This window comes from Rhodococcus sp. IEGM 1307 (genome assembly GCF_030056915.1).
In the GTDB taxonomy this organism is placed as follows: Bacteria; Actinomycetota; Actinomycetes; order Mycobacteriales; family Mycobacteriaceae; genus Rhodococcus_F; species Rhodococcus_F opacus_D.
The window spans coordinates 1-18,620 of the sequence record NZ_JASHKW010000043.1 but is presented as its reverse complement, the minus strand read 5'-3'; the positions used below and the strand labels follow the sequence as shown (position 1 = coordinate 18,620).

Genomic DNA, 18,620 nt, shown 5'->3' with positions numbered 1-18,620 from the left:
GCTCACATCGTATTCTACGTATAGACCCCTTTACGTAGTGCTTCGGCGAGCGGGAAGACCAGGTAAGTGGAGCAATGCGCCGGATACAATAGCGGGCCTACTCTCTTCGGAGGTCGAGATCGATCGTTGCAGTGGCCAATTCACTCCAATCGGGTAGAGGCTTACTGTTCGTCCATGACCATCGCCCGGACCTCACGTTCGAGTACGTCCGGATCTGCCTGGGGGTCAAAGGCCGCATCTCCTCAACCTCTACGAAGTATCGAGGCGTCCACTCGCCCCCTTTCAGTTCGCCGATCAGCGCCGACACCACACCGGTCCAGTTTTTCTCCCGAGCTGCCCACTCGACGGATTCTATGGATCGACTTTTGAAGTTGGGTATTGATGCCGAACGCGAGAAATGGCCACAACTTTGCCAAACTCCGAACACGCTATTTCCTCTCTCTGGACGCTGCGTGGCTGCGAGGCAGGTCCGCCGCGAAGTCATTGACCAGTTCGAATACCGACTCGTGCTTTTGGCCATGATCGCAGACACGTCGGAACAAGTGCTCTGAGCTGCGCAACGGGCGGAGCAATGGGCGCGGGCTACGGCCATCCTGGAGGGGGTAGGAGTCGTCAAAAGGCCGCATCGTTCCAGGAGCATGGGCATCCGATACAGATCGCTTGAATGGGCTGCCGATCTCGGCAAGAAAAGTCGCTCACCTTTACGAAGGGTCTTCATCCTGGCCACAGCCATGAATCCAACTGAGGGGTGTTCTGCCCGCACCAGGGACGTCCGTCAATGGAACAACTGCATGTTAGCGCACCCTGTCGTACGCTGAATCGATTTGCATCCCGGTCGAAATGAGAGGCTGCTGTGCGCAACGTCCTTCCAGAGTGGTACTCCCCTGACGGAGGAGTCATATACTCGATCCTCACAGCGGGCACGATTGCGTTAGACGCGAATGTCCTCCTCGACCTGTACAGGCTCGGCGCAGACGAGCGCCAGCAGATCCTCGACGTCTTCGCAAAAGGCGGTGTACGTGAGCGTCTGTGGCTGCCGTACCAGGCTGCATTCGAGTACCAGAAGAATCGTGTCAAGGTTGCCACCGACCATGTCAAGCAATACGACGACATACGCGAGGCCCTAGCGAAATCAGAGTCATCCGTATTAGCTGAGGTCGGCATGCTTCGCGACAAGTCCGTCAAAGCAAAACTCGAAAAGATCGTGAGGGAATCCCTACCCGCCGCGATCGAACAGGTGACCGACGAAATCGAGAGACTCCAGTCTCAAAACACCATAAGTCTGGAGCATTCTGCTTCTGACGATGAAATACGGGAGAAGATCGACGCGCTGTTTATCGACGAGGGGCAAATTGGTCAGAAGCCCAGCGAAGAAGATATCGCCGATCGGATGGCGACCGTTGATCAGCGGTATGAAGACAAAGTTCCGCCAGGATATAAGGATGCCTCGAAGCGTGAGGGTCGCGAGGGTGACCTTCTCGTATGGTATGAAATTCTTGCCTACGCTGAAAAATCTGATCGTCCGTTGCTGTACGTAACTTCTGATACAAAGGAAGACTGGTACGAACGAGTAGGCGGAAAAACCGCAGGTCCACGTAGGGAACTGCGAGTCGAGATGATGAAGAAGACCGAGAACTTCTACCATCAAGTGTCCCTCAACAGGTTTCTTGAGCTGGCGAACGAGCATTTGTCCGCAAACGTTGAAACAGACACCATTCAGGTCGTAGACGAAATCAACGAGCAGCGGCGCGCAGAGTCGAACCTCTTGAGCGAGCTGCATCACCCTATGATCGTCGCCGAACTTGACAATGCCCTAGCGACGCTGCGGCCGGCGACGGCGAACTACCAGCATGTATTCCGTGTTAAGGAGATGCTGAACGGGGAGCGCCCCTTTGATCCCGTCAGCGCACAGGCTGCGTTAGTTATTCTTCAAGAGCTTTCTGCAAAAGGCCGGGCACGAATAAAGCGTGCTAGACGCAACGAACTTTCGAGGCAACAGCGAACCGAGGATCGGGCACGTGAAATTCGCAATATGCTCGTGCATTACCCCGCAGAATCACTCAAGGTTCTTGGCTCGTCCGGGGGGAAACTGGACGAATTAATCGAATTATCGAAGAATGATCCGGAAATAATTACACTTTTGGCGGAGGAGATGGCACGGATTGAAGATGAAAACCGATATGGACCTCGGCAGGCAAGGATGAGTCGGGCAGATGCTCTCGTCGACGACGAGGAATTAATTGAGCCGAATATATCAGATGTTAGACCAGGCTGAGCGAGCTAAGTTCTTGAAAGTCGCCCGCTGATAGGCCTTGATGGTTCGGACGTATCGGTTTTAGTGCCTGGCTGTTGAGTCGGACTCATGCGTATGTGTGACGGGCGGTCGCGTCCAATTGGCCTCTCGGGCGCGTACTGGTCCGTTGCCAAAAGAGTAAGAGATGGTGGCCCTAATCTCGGCTAGGTTCTCGCCAGCGCTCCGGTCTTTCACCTCGAACTGAACGGTCTCGCCTGCATGGCAGAGGCGCGGCAAGTTCTCAGTTGGTATCAAGTCCATGTCTTCGTAATACGTTCCGGTACTGGATACGACGTTTGAGTCGGTGGGATCCGGGTTCTGTACAGAGACGTACGTCAACTTGAGGCCGTGCACAGTGACTGTGGCACCCCGGCATGTCAGGAGCAAGTTCTGCCACGATGTAACTTTTGAGAACGATACTGTGTCGTCCGGCCGCGATCCCTCCGACTCCAGTCTGCTGAGCAGTTGCCGCACGTCGCCGAGTGTGGCGAGCATACCCGGCTTCACATCGAACTGGACATCGACCGATGCTTCCGCAACGGCGACCGAGGAGAGACTCGCCTCGGCTGCGATGCGGGACTGCTCGGCAGCGGTTCGGGCGCTGCTTGCCATCGAACGTGTGAGGTACGCGTAGTAGCCCGTGATGGCAGTCAGTGCGACTGTCGATACGAGGATGATGAGGGGATCCCAGTCATTCATCCAGTCGGTAGCGGTGGCAAGGTTCACCCGGCCAATCTTGCCTCGATTCCATTAGTTAGTTAGTAAATCGCGTAGGGGACCTGAACTGTCTCGGAATCGGTCGATATCTTTAGCTCGTTGTCGTTGTGGCCAGCTGAGCTGGACTCTTGCGTTGTGGACGGTGTCTTGAACGGAGGCAGCCGCCCGTGCTGGGCGGCTCCCTTCGCTCGGCTTTTGTTATCGAGTTGATGCAGTCACGCTGGGTGCGTGCGCCGGGTTTGCCTGATTCTTTCGTGAGTGTCCGAGGGCGAGCAGTTTGTCGTGGGCGACGTCGGCTCGAACGCGGCCTCTCGAATGTTCGACCCATTCTTCGATTTTCGGTAGATATTCGTCGATCAGCATCGATCTCTTCTCCCGCGGTGGGGTCGGGATATCGGCGGTGTCGCGTTCGGCGACAAGACGGGCGACGGTGTGATGCGAGCACCCCGCCAGCGCGGCGGCGGCGCGATATGACTTCGTCAGGTCGTAGGCGGCAAGAATTTCCATGACTTCCTTGGCAGACTTCACGGCGGCCTCTCCTCGAGGACTCGCGTTTCGGCGTGGTAGCACCGTCGAGCGAACCCGAGGAGAGGCCCCGATCCGGGGAGGCGATCGGGGCGAGGATCAAACGTGTCGTCCAGCGGACACACCCGAGTGGGCAGTTTCGTGTCCGCCAGTGGGCAGAAACCCATGTCCGTCAGCGGGCAGTTTCGTGACCACTACCGGGCACTTTCGTGACCGCCTATGGCCAGTTTTTCATGTCCGCCGACATGAGGGTGGATCCCTCACGGGTCAGGTGTCAACCAGAGCCGGGGCAGTCCCTTCCGATCAGTGGAACGAGCTTCGTGTGCCATTGCCCCAGTGTTCGGGCATCGAGAGAATCCAGTGACGTCACAGACCGTCATTTCGATCTCGTTACGTCAACGGTGGGTCCTTCTTCCGCAGCGCAGGGCGGTCGCGGTTGCGCCCTTCGGGGGCGCGGCTGCGTCCGGATCTCGTTTGAACAGGCCCTCGCCTTGGCTGTGATGACCCAATTCCCGGGCTTGTCCATCGCATGCGATGGTGGCGAGGACCTCGACATTCGGGACGCCACGATGTGGTGCCACATCAGCAATGTTGAACACACGCGATGGCGCCGCGATCACCAATTCGCTATCGACTGTCGTCGAAGAGGGTCCAGCCACCAACGATTGCCACGAGGCCTGCCTGTTCCGAAACCGCGTTGTTGAGACAGTGGAGCTGAGGGAGCACCGGGGTAAATAGACAATCGAGTCGGATTCTTGACATATTTGAAAACGTGACGCTAGTCTCATATGCCTGGCGCCTTCGCGTCAGGGTAGTTAACAGCGATGAGATGCCACACCGGTTGACGGGGTGGCTGGGTGACGTACCCAGATGTTGCAACTCGCAGCAACTCCGGAATGTTCACTCCTGGACGACTGTCCGATGTGGAGCGCTCTCGACCTCAAGGCCGCATCTCGTTGCAACCACTGGAGATAGGACTCAGAATGTCCATTCGGGAATCGATTGACAGTCGACCGATGAGCCGATATCAAGTCATGGTTGTAGGACTCTGTCTCGCCATCGTGTTATCCGAGGGATACGACTTGTTGTTGATGGCCTTCGCCGCGCCGGAGATAGCGAGCGAGTGGGGTCTGAGTGGGTCTCAGACGGGGATTCTGCTCAGCAGTGCCTTGATCGGTATGGCATTGGGATCGGCATTTCTCGCACCGCTCGCAGACCGCATAGGTCGCCGGCCACTCACACTCGCATGCCTGCTTCTGGTTGCAATAAGTATGGGCTTCGCCTCGATCTCAGCAAATTATCTTCAGCTGGGCCTAGTTCGACTTCTCACCGGATTGGGTATCGGTGGGCTGGTGGCCAGCCTTCCCGTCATCACCGCGGAATTCTCACCGCGAAGCCGGCGCAGCACGATGATTGCGCTGTACACGATGGGCCTACCGCTAGGTGGCGTGCTCGGGGGTATAGCCGCAACTCTGCTCACGGCCTCGTACGGTTGGAGGGCAAGTTTCGTGGCCGGAGCGGTGCTTACCTTGATACTGCTGATCGTTGTGTACTTGCGCATGCCGGAGTCGATCGACTACCTGCTGGTACGACGTCCGGCGGGCGCATTCGAAAAAATCAATCGGATTCTTCCCAAGATGAACCTTGGCGCGATTGCCGAGCTTCCCGCCGTGGTCGGACGAGAAGCGCCGGGAGTGCGTACTGCAATCTTCACCGGCGCCAATGGGGTTCGTTCGATGCTGCTCGGAGGTGCCTTCTTCTTCATGATGGCTGCCTTCTACTTTGCGGCGAGTTGGACGCCGAAGCTACTTCAGCAAAGTGGCTTCTCGGCGCAGCAGGGCATCAGCGGCGGCGTTCTTCTCAATATTGGCGGTGCCGCAGCAATTCTCGTCTTCAGCGTGCTTGCCATCACCGTACGTAGTCGTATCCTTACCGTCGGCGCGCTGGTCGGAGCTGCGATGTCATTCCTCGCTATGAGCACAGTAATCGGAAACTTGACTCTGGCACTGATTGTGACGGTCGCTTTGGGTGCATTCGTAAATACCAGCGCCACTGGACTTTACGCTCTGGCTCCCGACTGCTACCCCGCCTCGGTTCGGGCCACCGCGATCGGCTGGGCATCAGCGCTCGGCCGAATCGGCGCCATCACCTCTCCGATCGTCGCGGGTCTGCTGATCGACAGAGATTGGACGCCATCGGCACTCTTCGTCGCCTTCGCGATCCCTCTGTTCGGTGGCGCACTTCTCGTTGCGGGAATTCGTCTTCCGGCAGCGGATGCCTTTCCCGAGCAGCTCGTCGACGAGGGTGTGCAAGAAGCCCGAAATTCCAAGGCGTAATTATCAGGAGGATCGTGTTCGGGCGCAGGCAATTCCGTTACTACGCCTGCGCCGAACGATCGACTGATATCCATCGAGACACCGTTCTTTCATAACTTCGATCCAGGAGGTCATACATGCCATCAGTAAACGAGGAGACCGGCGTGAACGAGCGGGGCCGGACCTTTGCAGATTTTGATCACAACGATTCGACTTTGGGTGCTCGAGAATTTCGAGCTCGCCACACGCAGATGAGAGAACGGTGTCCCGTCGCCCACAGTGACCGTCACGGCGGATTCGACGTGGTTACACGGTACGACGAGGTGCGGGAGGCATTGTCTGCGCCGACAATCTTCTCGTCAGCGGACGGTGTCTTCATTCCACCGACTGGAACACCACGAGCGGCCGCGATGGAATTTGATGATCCCCAACATGCTGTGTGGCGCAGGATCATGGAACCGCCGTTGACGGTCCGAGCCGTTCGCGCTTTCGAGCCAACGATTCTGGAGATCGCGGACTTCTTGATAGACGACTTCGCGTCGCGAGGATCGGCCGACCTGGTGCGCGAGCTGGCCGAGCCTTTACCGTCCATCGTGATTGGACGAGTTGTGGGGTTGGATCATGATGAGTCGTTGGCGGCCCGGGATGTCGCGGCGCGATTGTATTCATCGATCGGAACGAGCGAATTTTCTGTGGAAATGGAAGCTTTCGGGGATTTTGTAGAATCGCAGCTTGCAAGTCGGCGAAGCCACCCGCGCCAAGATTTCCTCTCTGACCTCGCCTCGGGAACAGTAGAAGGCATGCCGATCGACTCGGACGGAGTCTCGAGTTTGATGCTGGCTTATCTCCTTGGTGGTCATCATTCGACTGGTTCAGGCATCGCGGCGCTCTTGCACGATATCCTCACGCGAGAAGATATACGCCAGGCGGTCACGTCGGCAGACGACAATCAGAAGGCAATGACGAGGGCTGTCGACGAAAGCTTGCGGCTCAACACGCCACTGCAGTACTTTGCGCGAACCGTAGTCCAGGACACGACAATCGCCGACGAACGCATTGAGCAGGGGAGCAGAATTCTCCTCGATCTTGCCGCTGCCAATCGTGATCCACGACGATTCGAGGACCCTGAAGAGTTTCATCTCGATCGGCGTCGGAACGCACATATAGCGTTCGGTGGTGGCAGTCACGTGTGTCTCGGGCAGCATCTCGCACGAGCCGAGATTCGTGTCACTGTCAGTCGGGTTCTCGAGCGCCTGCCAGACCTGCAACTCACCGAAGAGTGCCAGGAGAAGGTGGTCGCGGGGAAGCTGCTCACAACGGAATCGCTGCCAGTGGTGTTCAGCGCGGAGGTTTAGTCACCGCGGCCGGGTCAGGTGCATTGAGCGTACGAATAGGGCCGGCCATCGAATCTTTCTTGTCGATGGCCGGCCTTGGCAATGGCCGGCTACAGATCCAGGACAATCATGGGCGTTCGTGAGCGGGAAACACAGACCAGTATTCGGTCGCAGGATGCCCGTTCTTCTGCGGTGAGAACGGTGTCGCGATGATCGGGTACCCCGTCGATGACCGGAACTTCGCAACTGCCGCACGTTCCCTCCTCGCATGAGGTCGAGACATCGATATCGGCATCGATCAGAATGTCGAGCAACGTGCGATCGGCTGGAACGAGGAGATCGATTCCTGACGCAGCCAACCTTGTAACGAATGGTACGTCCACCACATCATCGTTCACCTGTGCAGTGAATCGTTCAGTATAGCAGGATAATCCGATCATCTTTGATGCATCTTCGACTGCGTGAAGGAGTGTGCCCGGGCCGCATGAGTACACCGTCGAGCCTACGTCCGTTGGGGTTAAAAGATGCTCGATCCGAGCTCGCCCGAATTCCGAGGATGGCAAAATATGGACGTTACCTCGGCCCCGATCGAGTTCGGCCAATTCTGATAGGTACGGCATTGAGGATCTGCTGCGCCCCATGTAGTGCAAACGCCACGGGAGCCTGTTGGCGTCGGCACGTCGAATCATCGGAATGATCGGGGTGATGCCGATGCCACCTGCCACGAAAACGTAAGCAGAACTGTCGTATAGGGAGAAATGGTTACGCGGCCCGCGAATGGTGGTTACATCATCGACGTTCAATTGATGTGCGCGGACGGAGCCGCCGCGGCCGTCGTGTTCCCGACGGATCGCTATCCGGTAGGTCAGAGGATTGGTGGGGTCGCCGCATAGCGAGTACTGGCGGACCAGTCCGGGTTCCATGACGAGGTCTATGTGCGCTCCCGGTTCCCATTGTGGCAGCGGTGTTTGGTTCGTTGATCGAAGGACCAACTCGACGACGTCGTCCGCTAGATGAGTGCGGGCGATCACTGACACCTCGTGAACAAACGTCGTTGGTGCGATTGGCATTGCAGCTCCTTCTGGCGATCGAACACGTTGCGGTCCCCGATGGTTCGGTCCGTCACCTACCACTCTTGCATTTGGACAAATTTTAGACAATACTGTCAAATGGGTGCATAGCGGTGTCTCTCGAAACCGGGTGGCCGGTCATTTCAATCTCGACCCGCAGCACGGCAACGCACTTGAATGAGAGGACATGTAAATGGCTCATGTGGGCATCGTGTACGACAGTGGATACGGGCATACCGCGGCCCTGGCTCGGGCCGTCGGGGAAGGAGCCGCATCGGTAGACGAGGTGACCGCGCGGCTGTACTTCGCGGACGACGTTGCAGCTGCCCCGGAACTTCTGGACGGCTGTGACGCAATGATATTCGGTAGCCCTACGTACATGGGTAGCGCTTCGTCAAGCTTCAAATCGTTCATGGAGAGAACGTCCGGATTGTGGGCCGCGCAGCGCTGGCAAGGACGATTGGCGGCAGGTTTCACCAGCTCCGGTGGTTACAGCGGCGACAAGCTCAACACGCTTGTGCAGCTCAACCTTTTTGCAATGCAGCACGGCATGATTTGGGTTGGTCTTGGGCTGCTGGACGGCAACAACGCGAGCTACAAATCCGACGAGAATCTCAATAGGCTCGGTAGCTATATCGGCGCTATGGCGCAGACGAACACGGATCAAGGAATCGAAGGAATCCTCGACAGTGACCTCGCTACGGCACATTCACTGGGAAGCCGCGTTGCGCATGCCGCGCGCATCTGGAATCACAAGGAGATGAACCGTTGAAGCGCATTCTGATACTGGGCGGGGGCCCTGCGGGTCTGTTCTTCGCGCTGATGGCCCAGCGTGCCATGCCCGATGCTCAGGTGCTGGTGCGGGAGCAGAACCCTAAAGGAGTCACCTACGGCTGGGGAGTCGCCTTCTCTCAGAGTGCAATCGATGCCCTCCGGCCGGCAGCTCCCGATGTGCTGGCAAGCCTCGAGGGCAATTCGAGCCACGAGGCGATGGATATCGCACTGAACGGCCAAACCGTCTCCGTCACCGTCGATCCCGCCCATCTGAACGCACGCTGGTCACTGATCGGAGTGCTTGAAGCCGCAGCGATCGAAGCCGGCGTGGAAGTTCAGCATGACGTCGCGGAGGAACTGTCGGAATCCGAAATGGCAAAATGGGACCTTGTTGTCGGCGCAGACGGGGTGAACAGCCGGACCCGAGAGCGATTCGCTGACGTTTTCGAACCATCCGTCGTCCTGACCGAAAATTGGCTTGCTTGGTACGGGACGTCGAAGTTCTTTAATCCCTCGATTATTTTGCAGGACACCGACCATGGCGTGGTGATGAGCCATGCATCGACCTTCGCACCCGACCTCAGCAACTTTACAGTCGAAGTGGGTCAAGACACATTCGATGCGTTTGGATTCGCGGACAAGACAGAGGCAGAGTCGCGTGCCGTCTGCCAGGAACTGTTCACGGACTACCTCGATGGCGCCGAGCTTCTCAGCAACCACTCGCCGTGGTTCCAAGCGAAATTCGTCAGCTGCGCCAACTGGACGCATCGCAACCTCGTTCTCATCGGCGATGCCCTCCACACTGTTCACCCCTCCATCGGTTCCGGTACAAGGTTTGCCATGCGCGACGCCGTTTACCTAATGGAAGCAATGCAACAGGCGGATTGGGATGTCGCGGAGGGTTTGCGCGCATTCGAGACAAGGCGCAAGCCCATCGCATCCGGCTTTCAGGCCGCCGCTCTCCGCAGCATCTCCTGGTACGAAGGCCTGCCTTCACGAAAAATCGACGATCCGGTCAAATTCGCTCTCGAGTACTTCATGCGAACGGGCCGCATCCGATACCCCGACTTCAGGAGTGCTAACAAAGCGGTCATCGACATGTACGAGACGCAGCTCTGATGACAGGCACCACAGAAACCGGGACACTGCGTGCCATCTGCTGAAAGGATCACCGTGACAAATCTCGACGATTCGGGCGTGGGCGTCGTGTTGTACCCGCAGGAAATCGAGGTCGATTACCTCCAGAAGGGGGTGTGGAAACCAGGCACGATCGCGGAACACTTGCATACCGTCGCCCTGGAGTGGCCCGAACGGCCAGCACTGGTCAGTGAGAGCGGAACTCTGACATTTGCCGAACTCGACGCGGTGACCGATCGCCGCGCAGCTGGACTTGTCGAGCTGGGTCTACCTGTAGGGGGGCGAGTGCTGCTCCAGCTCCACAATCGTCCGAGCACAGTCGTCGCGTGGTACGCACTCCTGAAAGCCGGGCTCGTGCCAGTGTGCACCTTGCCGATCCATCGACATCACGAGATCTCTGAGATCGGTCGACAGACTGCGGCGATCGCTCACCTGGTGCCGGCAGACAATCCCAAGTTCGACCTCGTCGAGTTCGCGTTGGCCGAGTCCGCTGGGAGTGATCGAGAACGCATGATCATTACCTGTGAGGGCGAGCGTGGAGCGGGCACAGTCAGCTTCGATGACCTCGGCAGCGAAGTCGACCCGGCGCTGGCCCGGCAGATGATCACCTCTATCCAAGAGTCGATGGGTCCACAGTCCGTGGCCGCCTATCAACTGTCGGGAGGAACCACAGGTATTCCCAAGGTGATTCCGTGTCTGCAGGCTAGCTACTGGACCTATGCCACCGACTTCGCCGCTGCACGAGAATGGACTTGCGAGACTCGGGTCTCGTATGCAGGACCCATTGTGCACAATGCTGGCATCGTGATCGGGTTACACGGCCCACACAGTGTGGGAGCCGCTCTCGTTCTCGGAAGCCCCACCCTGGACAGTCTTTTCTGGACGCTGACCGACGGTCGAGCGACGGACGCCTTTGTCGGCCCGTTCGCTTACGAAGCCGTTCATGATCGGCGAATGGGAGATGCCAAGCATCTCAAGCGTGCACTCTTCAGCGGTACCAAGGTGTCCGAGGACCACTTCCGCGCCCTGGAGGCTCGAGGAATCTGGGCGGGACAGGTCTTCGGGATGGGCGAAGGTCTCTGCGCGACAACGCCGGTGAACTATCCGCGATCCGCGCGACTTGCGGGCGTCGGGGTACCGATCAGCGAATTCGACGAGATTCGCATCTTCTATCCGGGGACCGAAGACGAAGTAGGCCAGGAGGAGGTGGGCGAGCTGTGTGCGCGAGGGCCGTACACCATCCGTGGATACCTTAACGCGCCCGATCACAATCGCGACGCGTTCACTGCGGACGGTTTCTACCGCAGTGGAGATCTCGTGTGCGAGAGAATTATCGATGGGGTTCGCTGCCTCACCATCGAAGGCCGGATCAAAGACATGATCAGCAGGGGCGGCGAAAAGATCAGCACCGCAGAAGTCGAGTTGCTGCTGATGTCCCATCCAGATATCGACGAAGCTGTTTTGGTGCCAGTGCCCGACGTCAGACTCGGCGAACGCGCGTGCGCGTTTCTCACCGGCCCTGCAGGGGAAGTCAGCCTGGAGGAAGTTCGTAGGCATCTGGATTCGCTCGGAGTCGCCAAATACAAGTGGCCGGAACATCTCGTATGGCTCGACGCGCTTCCACGCGCGAGCGAAATCGGAAAGATTGATCGTCGGCTGCTCCGCCGGCAAGCCGCTGAGTCCGTCGTAACAGGCGCCACTTCGGCGGGAGGTTGACCAGTGCCCAATGGTATCGCTGAACGTGGTTATGCTGGCGAAATGAACAAGAACCTATCTCCGGATGACCAACAGAGCCCGAACACCAACACCTCCCGATCATCCGGTGCGCGTCGCGAAACTCTCGAGAGTGCCATCTTCGAGCAGGCGGCTCGGCTATTCGCCGAGCGTGGTTACGCTGGCACTACGCCTCAGGATATTGCCGACGCCGTCGGCCTGAGTAGGCAGAACCTCTACTACTACGTCAAGAGCAAAGAAGAGATCCTTGCAAAGCTCGTATCGGAGATGACGATACGGAGCGTCGAGAGCGTCGAGGAGATTGCGAACGAGAAGGGGACACCGCCCGACCGCGTGCGCAATTTCACGCGTTCCTGGGTCCTCGACCGCGCTGCCAACCGAACTCGATTCCGAATGCTCGACCGATCAGAATCGGTGCTTCCTCCTGAACTGGCGGAGCAATTCTTGCGTGGTCGTAGGGCTGCCTTGTCGGCTCTGGTGAGAGTGATCACGGAGGGTATTGATGGAGGGTGGTTTCGTGACATCGATCCCAGGGTTGCCGCACTGCAAATCATCGGTATGTGCAATTGGGTCGCATGGTGGTACGAACCCGGTCACGAACCCGAAATTGTCTCTATTGCAGAACAAATGGCCGACAGTGCCGTTGCGATGATATCGCGAGCCGACAGAGCGAGCGCAGATCCACGAGTAGTTGTCGATTCTATTGCGGGTGATCTCGAACGTTTACGGGCGTTACTACCACCGTCATGACAGGACGAATCCAGAGTTACAAATCCAAATTTACGACTACCACCCTAGAGAGGCAATTATGAACGAGCTCGTTCACAAGGTACGCGGCGTCGATCATGCCGCGTTCCCGACTTTCGATCCGAAAGCCACGATCCGTTTCTATCGTGACGTGTTGGGATTTCCAGTCGTTCATGCGACGTGTGCTCTCGGGTGGGGCGCCGGCGAACATCCCGACTTCATTCATTTCTTCTTCGATATCGGTCAAGGCGACAGGTTGGCGTTCTTCTATTACTTCGGTGTGGAGCGGTACGAGGACACTGAGATCCCGGAACTTCTGAAGCGCGCACGTCATCTCGCAATCCATGTGGACTCTGAGGAAGATCTGCTTGAGTATCGGCGGCGCCTCGACGAGAGCAACCACCCATGCGAACTTCAAGTGCGACACGAGACTGTCGAGTCCATCTACGTTACCGATCCGAACGGGTATCTGATCGAAGTAACCCGTCCACTTCGAGAGATCACCGCCGAAGACGACATCGACGCCAACCTGAGCGCCGATGCGCTCATGGCAGTTGTAGATGAGGATGAGCCGACATTGGAAGCCTTCTATCGAATCAAGGCGCAGATCATCGCCGATCGATTCGCAGGTGAGCTGACAGAGGTGTCGTTCGCATGACGATTCTTTACGTCCTTGATGTCGTCGACTTCGTGCCACTGGCGAAGGCTGCCGCCGACAATCCAGATGTCAATGTTGTGAGACGCGGACCGTATTACGAGGTCACTTGCCACCACACTCTTGAGATCGACCGCAACGCGACCGGCCTTCGTAACGCACTGTGGTTCAGCTCAGTGGCAGCCATCCAGAGCGGTCGGGTCACGCGGTGGGACAAAGAAGTGCTGTGTATCGAGCCGTCAACTGAGTGGTCAGGGGAAACTGTCGTCACAAATCGAGAAGGTCGAAAAGCATGACAGAAGCGGTCGATCGACTTGGTGCCGGACGGACAGTGGCTGGCGCGGCGATTCCGCTCGGGGTTCGGACCACTGCCCATGAGTTGACGACCTTCGACGGTGCTGTCGTCGCTGGTCTGCTACGTGAACTTGAGAATTCTCGCACCGTGGTGTGTCTGATGCACCCTCGGCAGTCACTGACACACCATCCGATGGTGTCGTGGTTTCTGCGCATGGGCGTATCGGTGTGGACACAGGACACCAGGTCACCCAACAACGACATCAATCTGGTGCACGAACAAGCCATACTCGATATGGCTGCCGGTCAGAACTTCCTCCGAGAGCACGGTTTCGACGACGTCGTGCTTTTCGGTCACTCCGGTGGTGGCACCCTCGCAGCGTTCTACATCGAGCAAGCGGCAACCGAACCAGAGCATCGAATCGATATCACACCAGCCGGGCGTCGAATCCAACTGTCCGGTGCACCGATGCCGCAACCGAATGGCGTTGTCTTCCTGGCACCTCATCCGGGACAGGGCCAGGTGCTGCTGAAGTGTATCGACCCTTCGGTCGCCGACGAGGGCGATCCGACATCGGTCATCCGTGACCTGGATATGTACGACACCGCAAATGGGTTCCTACCGGCCCCTGGGAGTTCCAAGTACAGTGCGTCGTTCGTGCAGGAGTACCGCGCCGCGCAAAGAGAACGTGTCAAACGGATCGATGCGCGGGCCCGAGCGCTCGCAGACGAGGCAAGTGAGGCCCGTGCCAGATTCGCGCGGAGCGGTGACTCGCGTGATCGTCGCGCATCGCTGACTCCACGCATCATCACTACGCACCGGACCGACGCTGATCCCCGCTACACAGATCTTCATCTCGATGTGAACGATCGACACTATGGCTCGCTTTTCGGTCGTCGCCCAGACCTGACTAACTTCGGTTTGGTTGGCTTCGGGCGATTGACTACCCCGGACGCATGGCTCTCGACGTGGTCGGCGTTCAGTACCAACGCGGATTTCACGCGGTGCGCGGTGGGCATTCGAATTCCAACGCTCTTCATCGAGGTCTCGGGAGATCAGGCGGCGTTTGCCGCCGACGGCGATCGTATGTTCGAGGCGATCGGCGCAGACGACAAGACACGCTGCACCGTAAGGGGTCAGCATTTCGGGCAACCGCTCGTCGACGGCGAGCTCACTGCGTACGAGAGTGCCACGGAGCATCTGGTGCCCTGGCTCGCTGACCGTTTTAAGACTGTCGACGTCGAGATGTAGTGCGCCGTGCGGAAATTAACTTGACAGTTACCCCTGAACGGATGTCACTCCGCTTTCACGCCTTGCCGCGGCGAGGACGACCAAATTCCGAAGGCCACCACAGGCCCTGAGTAGATCGTTCAATCCGATGAATTCTCGCGAGTATCGCAGATGGTCCCAGCGGCGACGCGCCGCATGGGCCGAGGTCAACCGCACGCGCAAGCATCGCGACACCGAGGCGGAGCGCCTCATCGAGTTCGCCAGTATGTGGGCACCATACGGCGGTCCGGACGAGGAAGAGATCGTCGTTCACTTCGGAATGTCGCGGCTCCGGTTCATCGAACGTTTGTGGCAGGTTATACCTGATTCCAACTGCGCTCAAGGGGAAATACGCAGTTTAGCGGGCACATACCCCGCACCGCCTGCGAACGGACGATCCTCGTCTCGTTCCGTGAGTCGTTCGGCGGGTCACGTGGACGGAGCGGGCGACCGGCGATCCGACAGATCCCAGGCTACGCAAACTTGAGCACGCGCCTCACAGAGGAACGAAATGTGGAACAGTCTTTGTGACAACGACATTCTGGACTTTGCGCTTCTTTGGGAACCGCTTGGTGGGCCGGCTCCGAGGGATATCACCGCCGCATTCGCAATCGACATCACCGAGTACAAACGCCGACTAACAGCAGCTGTCGGGTTCCAGGTGTCCCAACTTCGGAAAGGCGGCACCTCCCGTGAGTTCGTCTACGGGCTGTCTGCGATATCGGCGCTTGATCGAAATCCACTGCGAGTGGGTGACATATGAGCAACAACATCGTCTAAAGATGTTTCGCTTATTGAGTGAGAACTGGTCATAAGGAAAGTCCGGTGTGGTCGAGGAAGCTGTGACACAGGTCGTAGCTCGAGCCGATCCGAGTCAGCCCGGACTCGGTCGCGATGCGGACCTCGTCGAGGGTATCGGGGCACAGGTTGGCCAGTTCGGTGGATTTCATGTTGCCCCAGACCTGTTCGATGGGATTGAGTGAGGAACTCGATGAGCTTGTCAGTGTTGTAGGCGCCGTCGGTCATGGAGAACACGAATGCACTGCGACTGCGGTCGGGTCGATAGGCCAGGACTCCGGCCATGGACATGCGTTTCCAGGAGAATCGGTGATGCAGCACGGGTGTGAGGCCTTTGGGCGCCCAGGTTGCTCGGACCACCGGGAGCAGCGACACACCGCTTTCGTCCTGGAAGCAGATCCACGCACCTCGGCGCCGCGCTATTTTTTTATCCGCGGCCACTCGTTCTCGCGCCAGGCGACGATGGCGTCCTCGTCGCGTTCGACTGCCCGACGTGCGGGACGCTGCCGGCTCCACCCCAGCCTGGTCCGCAGGATCGTCCAGGTCTGGGTGGGTCCGTAGGTCACGCCGGTGAGCCGCTCGATCACGATCGCGACCCTGCCCAGGGTCCACACTCCGGTCGCGAAGCCGTGAGCCTGGGGTCCTTTGAGTAATTCCTCTCGGATCGCGGCGATCTGGGCGTCATCGAGCCGGGGCCGGCGTCCCGCGCGACCGGCACCTTCCAATGCCTCGTTGCCTCCTTCGATCCACTGTCGATGCCAGCGTGAGGCGGTCTGCTGGGAGACCTCCAACTCGACCGCGACATCGATCTGTCGTTGTCCTGCGGCAAACATCTCCGCCGCCCGCATCCGCCGGTCACGCAACGCCTCGAGATCACGGCGACCGCCGCGCTGCTTGACTTTCCGGGCATCCGAGCTCTCGCCCGAACCGGTTTCCTTCCCTGCCATTCATCAATGATCAAGCAGCACGGTGCGAATCCCGCGCAGCGATACACCCTATTACCGAAACATCTTTATTTACAGTAAGTTAGAGCGCTTGGGCGATTATGGCCTTCATGATCTCGTTGGCACCTGCGTAGATCCGTTGCACGCGGGCGTCCTCGTACATCCGCGCGATCAGGTACTCGCGCATGTATCCGTAGCCGCCGTGCAACTGTACGCACCGGTCGATCACCTCGCACTGCTTGTCGGTCAGCCAGTACTTGACCATAGCTGCCTCGGCGGCATCGAGTTCACCGCGCAGGTGCGCCTGGATGCAGTGGTCGAGGAATACCTCGCAGGTGCGGGCGATGGTCTGACACTCTGCCAGCTCGAAGGCGGTGTTCTGGAACTCGAACAGGCTGTGTCCGAACGCCTCCCGGTTCTTTGTGTAGGAGACCGTCTCGTCGACGGCACGACGCATCGCGCCCGATGCCTGCGCCCCAATGATCAGTCGCTCCTGCACCAACTGCGCCATCAACTGACCAAAGCCCTGCCCCTCCAGGTCGCCGAGCAGGTTCGACATCGGCACCCGCACATCGGTGAACGAAAGCTCGGAGGTATCGGCGCCGTGCTGGCCGACCTTGTCGAGAACCCGACCGACCACGAAGCCGGGCTGATCGCGCAGGTCGACGATCAGCATGGACACGCCCTTGGCGCCGGCCTTCGGGTCCGTCTTGACGGCCATCACGATGACGTCGGCGGACGCGCCGTTGGTGATGAATGTCTTCGACCCGTTGATGATGTAGTCGTCACCGTCCCGGATCGCGATGGTCTTGATCGCCTTGAGGTCGGATCCGGCGCCGGGCTCGGTCATTCCGATGGCACCGAGGATCTCCCCGGTCGCCATACCTGGCAGCCAGGTCTTCTTCTGCTCCTCGGTACCGTACTCATGGATGTAGTGCGCGACGATGCCCGAATGCACCGAGATGCCGAACGCGAGGTCGCCGGCGTAGCCCTGCGCGTCAAACACGGCGAGGTCGTGGGCGAACGTGCCCCCACCGCCGCCGTACTCCTCGGGGATCGAGCAGCACAGCAACCCCAGCTTGCCGGCCTCAAGCCACGCGTTCCGGTCAATGTGGTGCTGAGCGTCCCACTTCTCGTTCTGCGCAACGATCTCGCGCGCGAAGAAGCCTCCCGCGAGGTCGGACAGCGCCCGGACCTCGTTGTCGCGCCAGGTGGGGACGTACTTCTTCATAGGCTCCCTATCTCTTGGGTGAGGTGTAAAAGGCTGGTCTATTGAGTCGGCTTGGCGTTGTGCGACGCGCCTGGCATTTCTCCACGGCGCAGGTATGACAGCGCCACTCGGTTGAGCTACCGAGAGCGGCGCCACCTCTGACGTCCATCCGTTGTGCCGTCGCTATTTTGTGCGCGTCCTGTAGCGAGCGCGTGAAGGTTCCGTCGAACTATGTAACCTTGACTATAATACCGTATGCGGGATACCGTCATACAAAGCTGGTAAAAGGCACGAAGTTGCCTCTGTCGGAGACCGAAGGGCGCGTGGAAAATCCGCGATGGGTGAGGGGACTTGTTTGAGGTGGCCGGAGTGCAGCCGACTCTCCTGACAGGTCTTGAAACTGCACTGGCCGGGATCGTTGTAACGATCGTGGCCAGGCAGGCACGGTGCTACATAAGCCCGGTTCAACCTTTACACCCTCCTGGCTGGCAGCGATTACACCTCTACCAAAGTGCCGGTTGGACTACACCGACGATGGTGACAGGGCGGGCGCTCGGTCACCGTCTCCAAACCTCAATGACGGCGGGCCGGGTCGGCTGACGGTAAATCAATGGACTTCGAAATTCATGATCGCCAGAGGGCTGTTGCGTGTTGTGTAGCTCGTTTCCCGACTAATGGATTTCAAAACCTCAGGGAGTTGATTTGGAACCTCAAACCGCGCATACGCGCAGTACCGCGCGCCCGACGGTCGGTGTGGTCCGGGAGTCGAGTGTGGACGAGCGTCGGGTGGCGTTGGTGCCGAA

15 protein-coding genes and 2 pseudogenes are annotated in these 18,620 nt (G+C 58.6%); 10 read left to right on the top strand and 7 right to left on the bottom strand.

The features are described 5' to 3' along the window. Positions 1–853: 853 nt before the first annotated feature. Positions 854–2,275 carry a PIN-like domain-containing protein gene (locus QM841_RS42015; protein ID WP_283336641.1) on the top strand — a complete coding sequence of 474 codons (1,422 nt, stop codon included), beginning with the start codon at positions 854–856 and terminating at the stop codon, positions 2,273–2,275. Positions 2,276–2,335: 60 nt separating this feature from the next. On the opposite strand, the gene QM841_RS42010 is transcribed toward QM841_RS42015, so the two are convergent. Continuing rightward, the gene (locus tag QM841_RS42010; RefSeq protein WP_283336640.1) at positions 2,336–3,019 is read right to left on the bottom strand and encodes a hypothetical protein; all 684 of its coding nucleotides are present in this window, start codon (positions 3,017–3,019) and stop codon (positions 2,336–2,338) included. 252 nt (positions 3,020–3,271) lie between these two features. After that, positions 3,272–3,538: pseudogene (locus QM841_RS42005) on the bottom strand (IS21 family transposase); the annotation flags it as partial. Positions 3,539–4,518: 980 nt separating this feature from the next. Between QM841_RS42005 and QM841_RS42000 the strand changes: the two are divergent. Together QM841_RS42000 and QM841_RS41995 are read left to right on the top strand one after the other, a co-directional pair. After that, on the top strand, positions 4,519–5,871 hold the full coding sequence (locus QM841_RS42000; protein ID WP_283336639.1) for an MFS transporter: 1,353 nt from the start codon (positions 4,519–4,521) through the stop codon (positions 5,869–5,871). Between the two features lie 143 nt (positions 5,872–6,014). After that, positions 6,015–7,205 (top strand): cytochrome P450, encoded by a 1,191-nt coding sequence (locus QM841_RS41995; RefSeq protein ID WP_283336638.1) that lies wholly within the window; start codon positions 6,015–6,017, stop codon positions 7,203–7,205. Positions 7,206–7,294: 89 nt separating this feature from the next. Here QM841_RS41995 and QM841_RS41990 read toward each other — a convergent pair whose 3' ends face one another. Beyond that, positions 7,295–8,254, bottom strand: coding sequence for a PDR/VanB family oxidoreductase (locus QM841_RS41990; RefSeq protein WP_283336637.1), 960 nt, complete (start codon positions 8,252–8,254; stop codon positions 7,295–7,297). Positions 8,255–8,447: 193 nt separating this feature from the next. Here QM841_RS41990 and QM841_RS41985 point away from each other — a divergent pair, with 193 nt between their 5' ends. Genes QM841_RS41985 through QM841_RS41955 form a run of 7 tightly spaced genes read left to right on the top strand, consistent with a single transcriptional unit; the run spans position 8,448 to position 14,847 of the window. Then, positions 8,448–9,026, top strand: a complete 579-nt coding sequence (locus tag QM841_RS41985) for a flavodoxin family protein (protein WP_141473318.1) — start codon at positions 8,448–8,450, stop codon at positions 9,024–9,026. Continuing rightward, entirely contained in the window at positions 9,023–10,147 is a 1,125-nt protein-coding gene (locus QM841_RS41980; RefSeq protein WP_283336635.1) for an FAD-dependent monooxygenase, read from the top strand. Before QM841_RS41985 ends, QM841_RS41980 begins: the two co-directional genes overlap by 4 nt. A gap of 54 nt (positions 10,148–10,201) precedes the next feature. Beyond that, a complete protein-coding gene (locus tag QM841_RS41975) occupies positions 10,202–11,881 on the top strand; it encodes an AMP-binding protein (RefSeq protein WP_283336634.1) in 1,680 nt (559 codons plus the stop codon). Between the two features lie 42 nt (positions 11,882–11,923). Next, positions 11,924–12,649 (top strand): TetR/AcrR family transcriptional regulator, encoded by a 726-nt coding sequence (locus tag QM841_RS41970; protein WP_283336633.1) that lies wholly within the window; start codon positions 11,924–11,926, stop codon positions 12,647–12,649. A gap of 58 nt (positions 12,650–12,707) precedes the next feature. Continuing rightward, positions 12,708–13,304, top strand: coding sequence for a VOC family protein (locus QM841_RS41965; RefSeq protein ID WP_283336632.1), 597 nt, complete (start codon positions 12,708–12,710; stop codon positions 13,302–13,304). Beyond that, the gene (locus QM841_RS41960; RefSeq protein ID WP_283336631.1) at positions 13,301–13,597 is read left to right on the top strand and encodes a hypothetical protein; all 297 of its coding nucleotides are present in this window, start codon (positions 13,301–13,303) and stop codon (positions 13,595–13,597) included. The genes QM841_RS41965 and QM841_RS41960 overlap by 4 nt, the downstream gene beginning before the upstream one ends. Then, positions 13,594–14,847 (top strand): alpha/beta fold hydrolase, encoded by a 1,254-nt coding sequence (locus QM841_RS41955; protein ID WP_283336630.1) that lies wholly within the window; start codon positions 13,594–13,596, stop codon positions 14,845–14,847. The genes QM841_RS41960 and QM841_RS41955 overlap by 4 nt, the downstream gene beginning before the upstream one ends. A gap of 827 nt (positions 14,848–15,674) precedes the next feature. Here QM841_RS41955 and QM841_RS41945 read toward each other — a convergent pair. From QM841_RS41945 to QM841_RS41935, 4 genes and pseudogenes are all read right to left on the bottom strand, one after another. Next, entirely contained in the window at positions 15,675–15,815 is a 141-nt protein-coding gene (locus tag QM841_RS41945) for a hypothetical protein (RefSeq protein WP_283336629.1), read from the bottom strand. Between the two features lie 25 nt (positions 15,816–15,840). After that, positions 15,841–16,104, bottom strand: a pseudogene (locus QM841_RS43715) (transposase); the annotation flags it as partial. Then, positions 16,083–16,610 carry a winged helix-turn-helix domain-containing protein gene (locus QM841_RS41940; protein ID WP_283336627.1) on the bottom strand — a complete coding sequence of 176 codons (528 nt, stop codon included), beginning with the start codon at positions 16,608–16,610 and terminating at the stop codon, positions 16,083–16,085. The gene QM841_RS41940 and the pseudogene QM841_RS43715, both read right to left, overlap by 22 nt. Positions 16,611–16,689: 79 nt before the next feature. After that, a complete protein-coding gene (locus tag QM841_RS41935) occupies positions 16,690–17,838 on the bottom strand; it encodes an acyl-CoA dehydrogenase family protein (RefSeq protein ID WP_283336626.1) in 1,149 nt (382 codons plus the stop codon). Between the last annotated feature and the right edge of the window lie 782 nt (positions 17,839–18,620).

Bases quoted from the DNA above. Each gene is read 5' to 3' on its own strand.
- QM841_RS42000 (WP_283336639.1), top strand. From the start codon at position 4,519: ATGTCCATTCGGGAATCGATTGACAGTCGACCGATGAGCCGATATCAA.
- QM841_RS41990 (WP_283336637.1), bottom strand. From the start codon at position 8,254: ATGCCAATCGCACCAACGACGTTTGTTCACGAGGTGTCAGTGATCGCC.
- QM841_RS41985 (WP_141473318.1), top strand. From the start codon at position 8,448: ATGGCTCATGTGGGCATCGTGTACGACAGTGGATACGGGCATACCGCG.
- QM841_RS41970 (WP_283336633.1), top strand. From the start codon at position 11,924: ATGAACAAGAACCTATCTCCGGATGACCAACAGAGCCCGAACACCAAC.
- QM841_RS41965 (WP_283336632.1), top strand. From the start codon at position 12,708: ATGAACGAGCTCGTTCACAAGGTACGCGGCGTCGATCATGCCGCGTTC.
- QM841_RS41960 (WP_283336631.1), top strand. From the start codon at position 13,301: ATGACGATTCTTTACGTCCTTGATGTCGTCGACTTCGTGCCACTGGCG.
- QM841_RS41955 (WP_283336630.1), top strand. From the start codon at position 13,594: ATGACAGAAGCGGTCGATCGACTTGGTGCCGGACGGACAGTGGCTGGC.
- QM841_RS41945 (WP_283336629.1), bottom strand. From the start codon at position 15,815: ATGAAATCCACCGAACTGGCCAACCTGTGCCCCGATACCCTCGACGAG.
- QM841_RS41940 (WP_283336627.1), bottom strand. From the start codon at position 16,610: ATGGCAGGGAAGGAAACCGGTTCGGGCGAGAGCTCGGATGCCCGGAAA.
- QM841_RS41935 (WP_283336626.1), bottom strand. From the start codon at position 17,838: ATGAAGAAGTACGTCCCCACCTGGCGCGACAACGAGGTCCGGGCGCTG.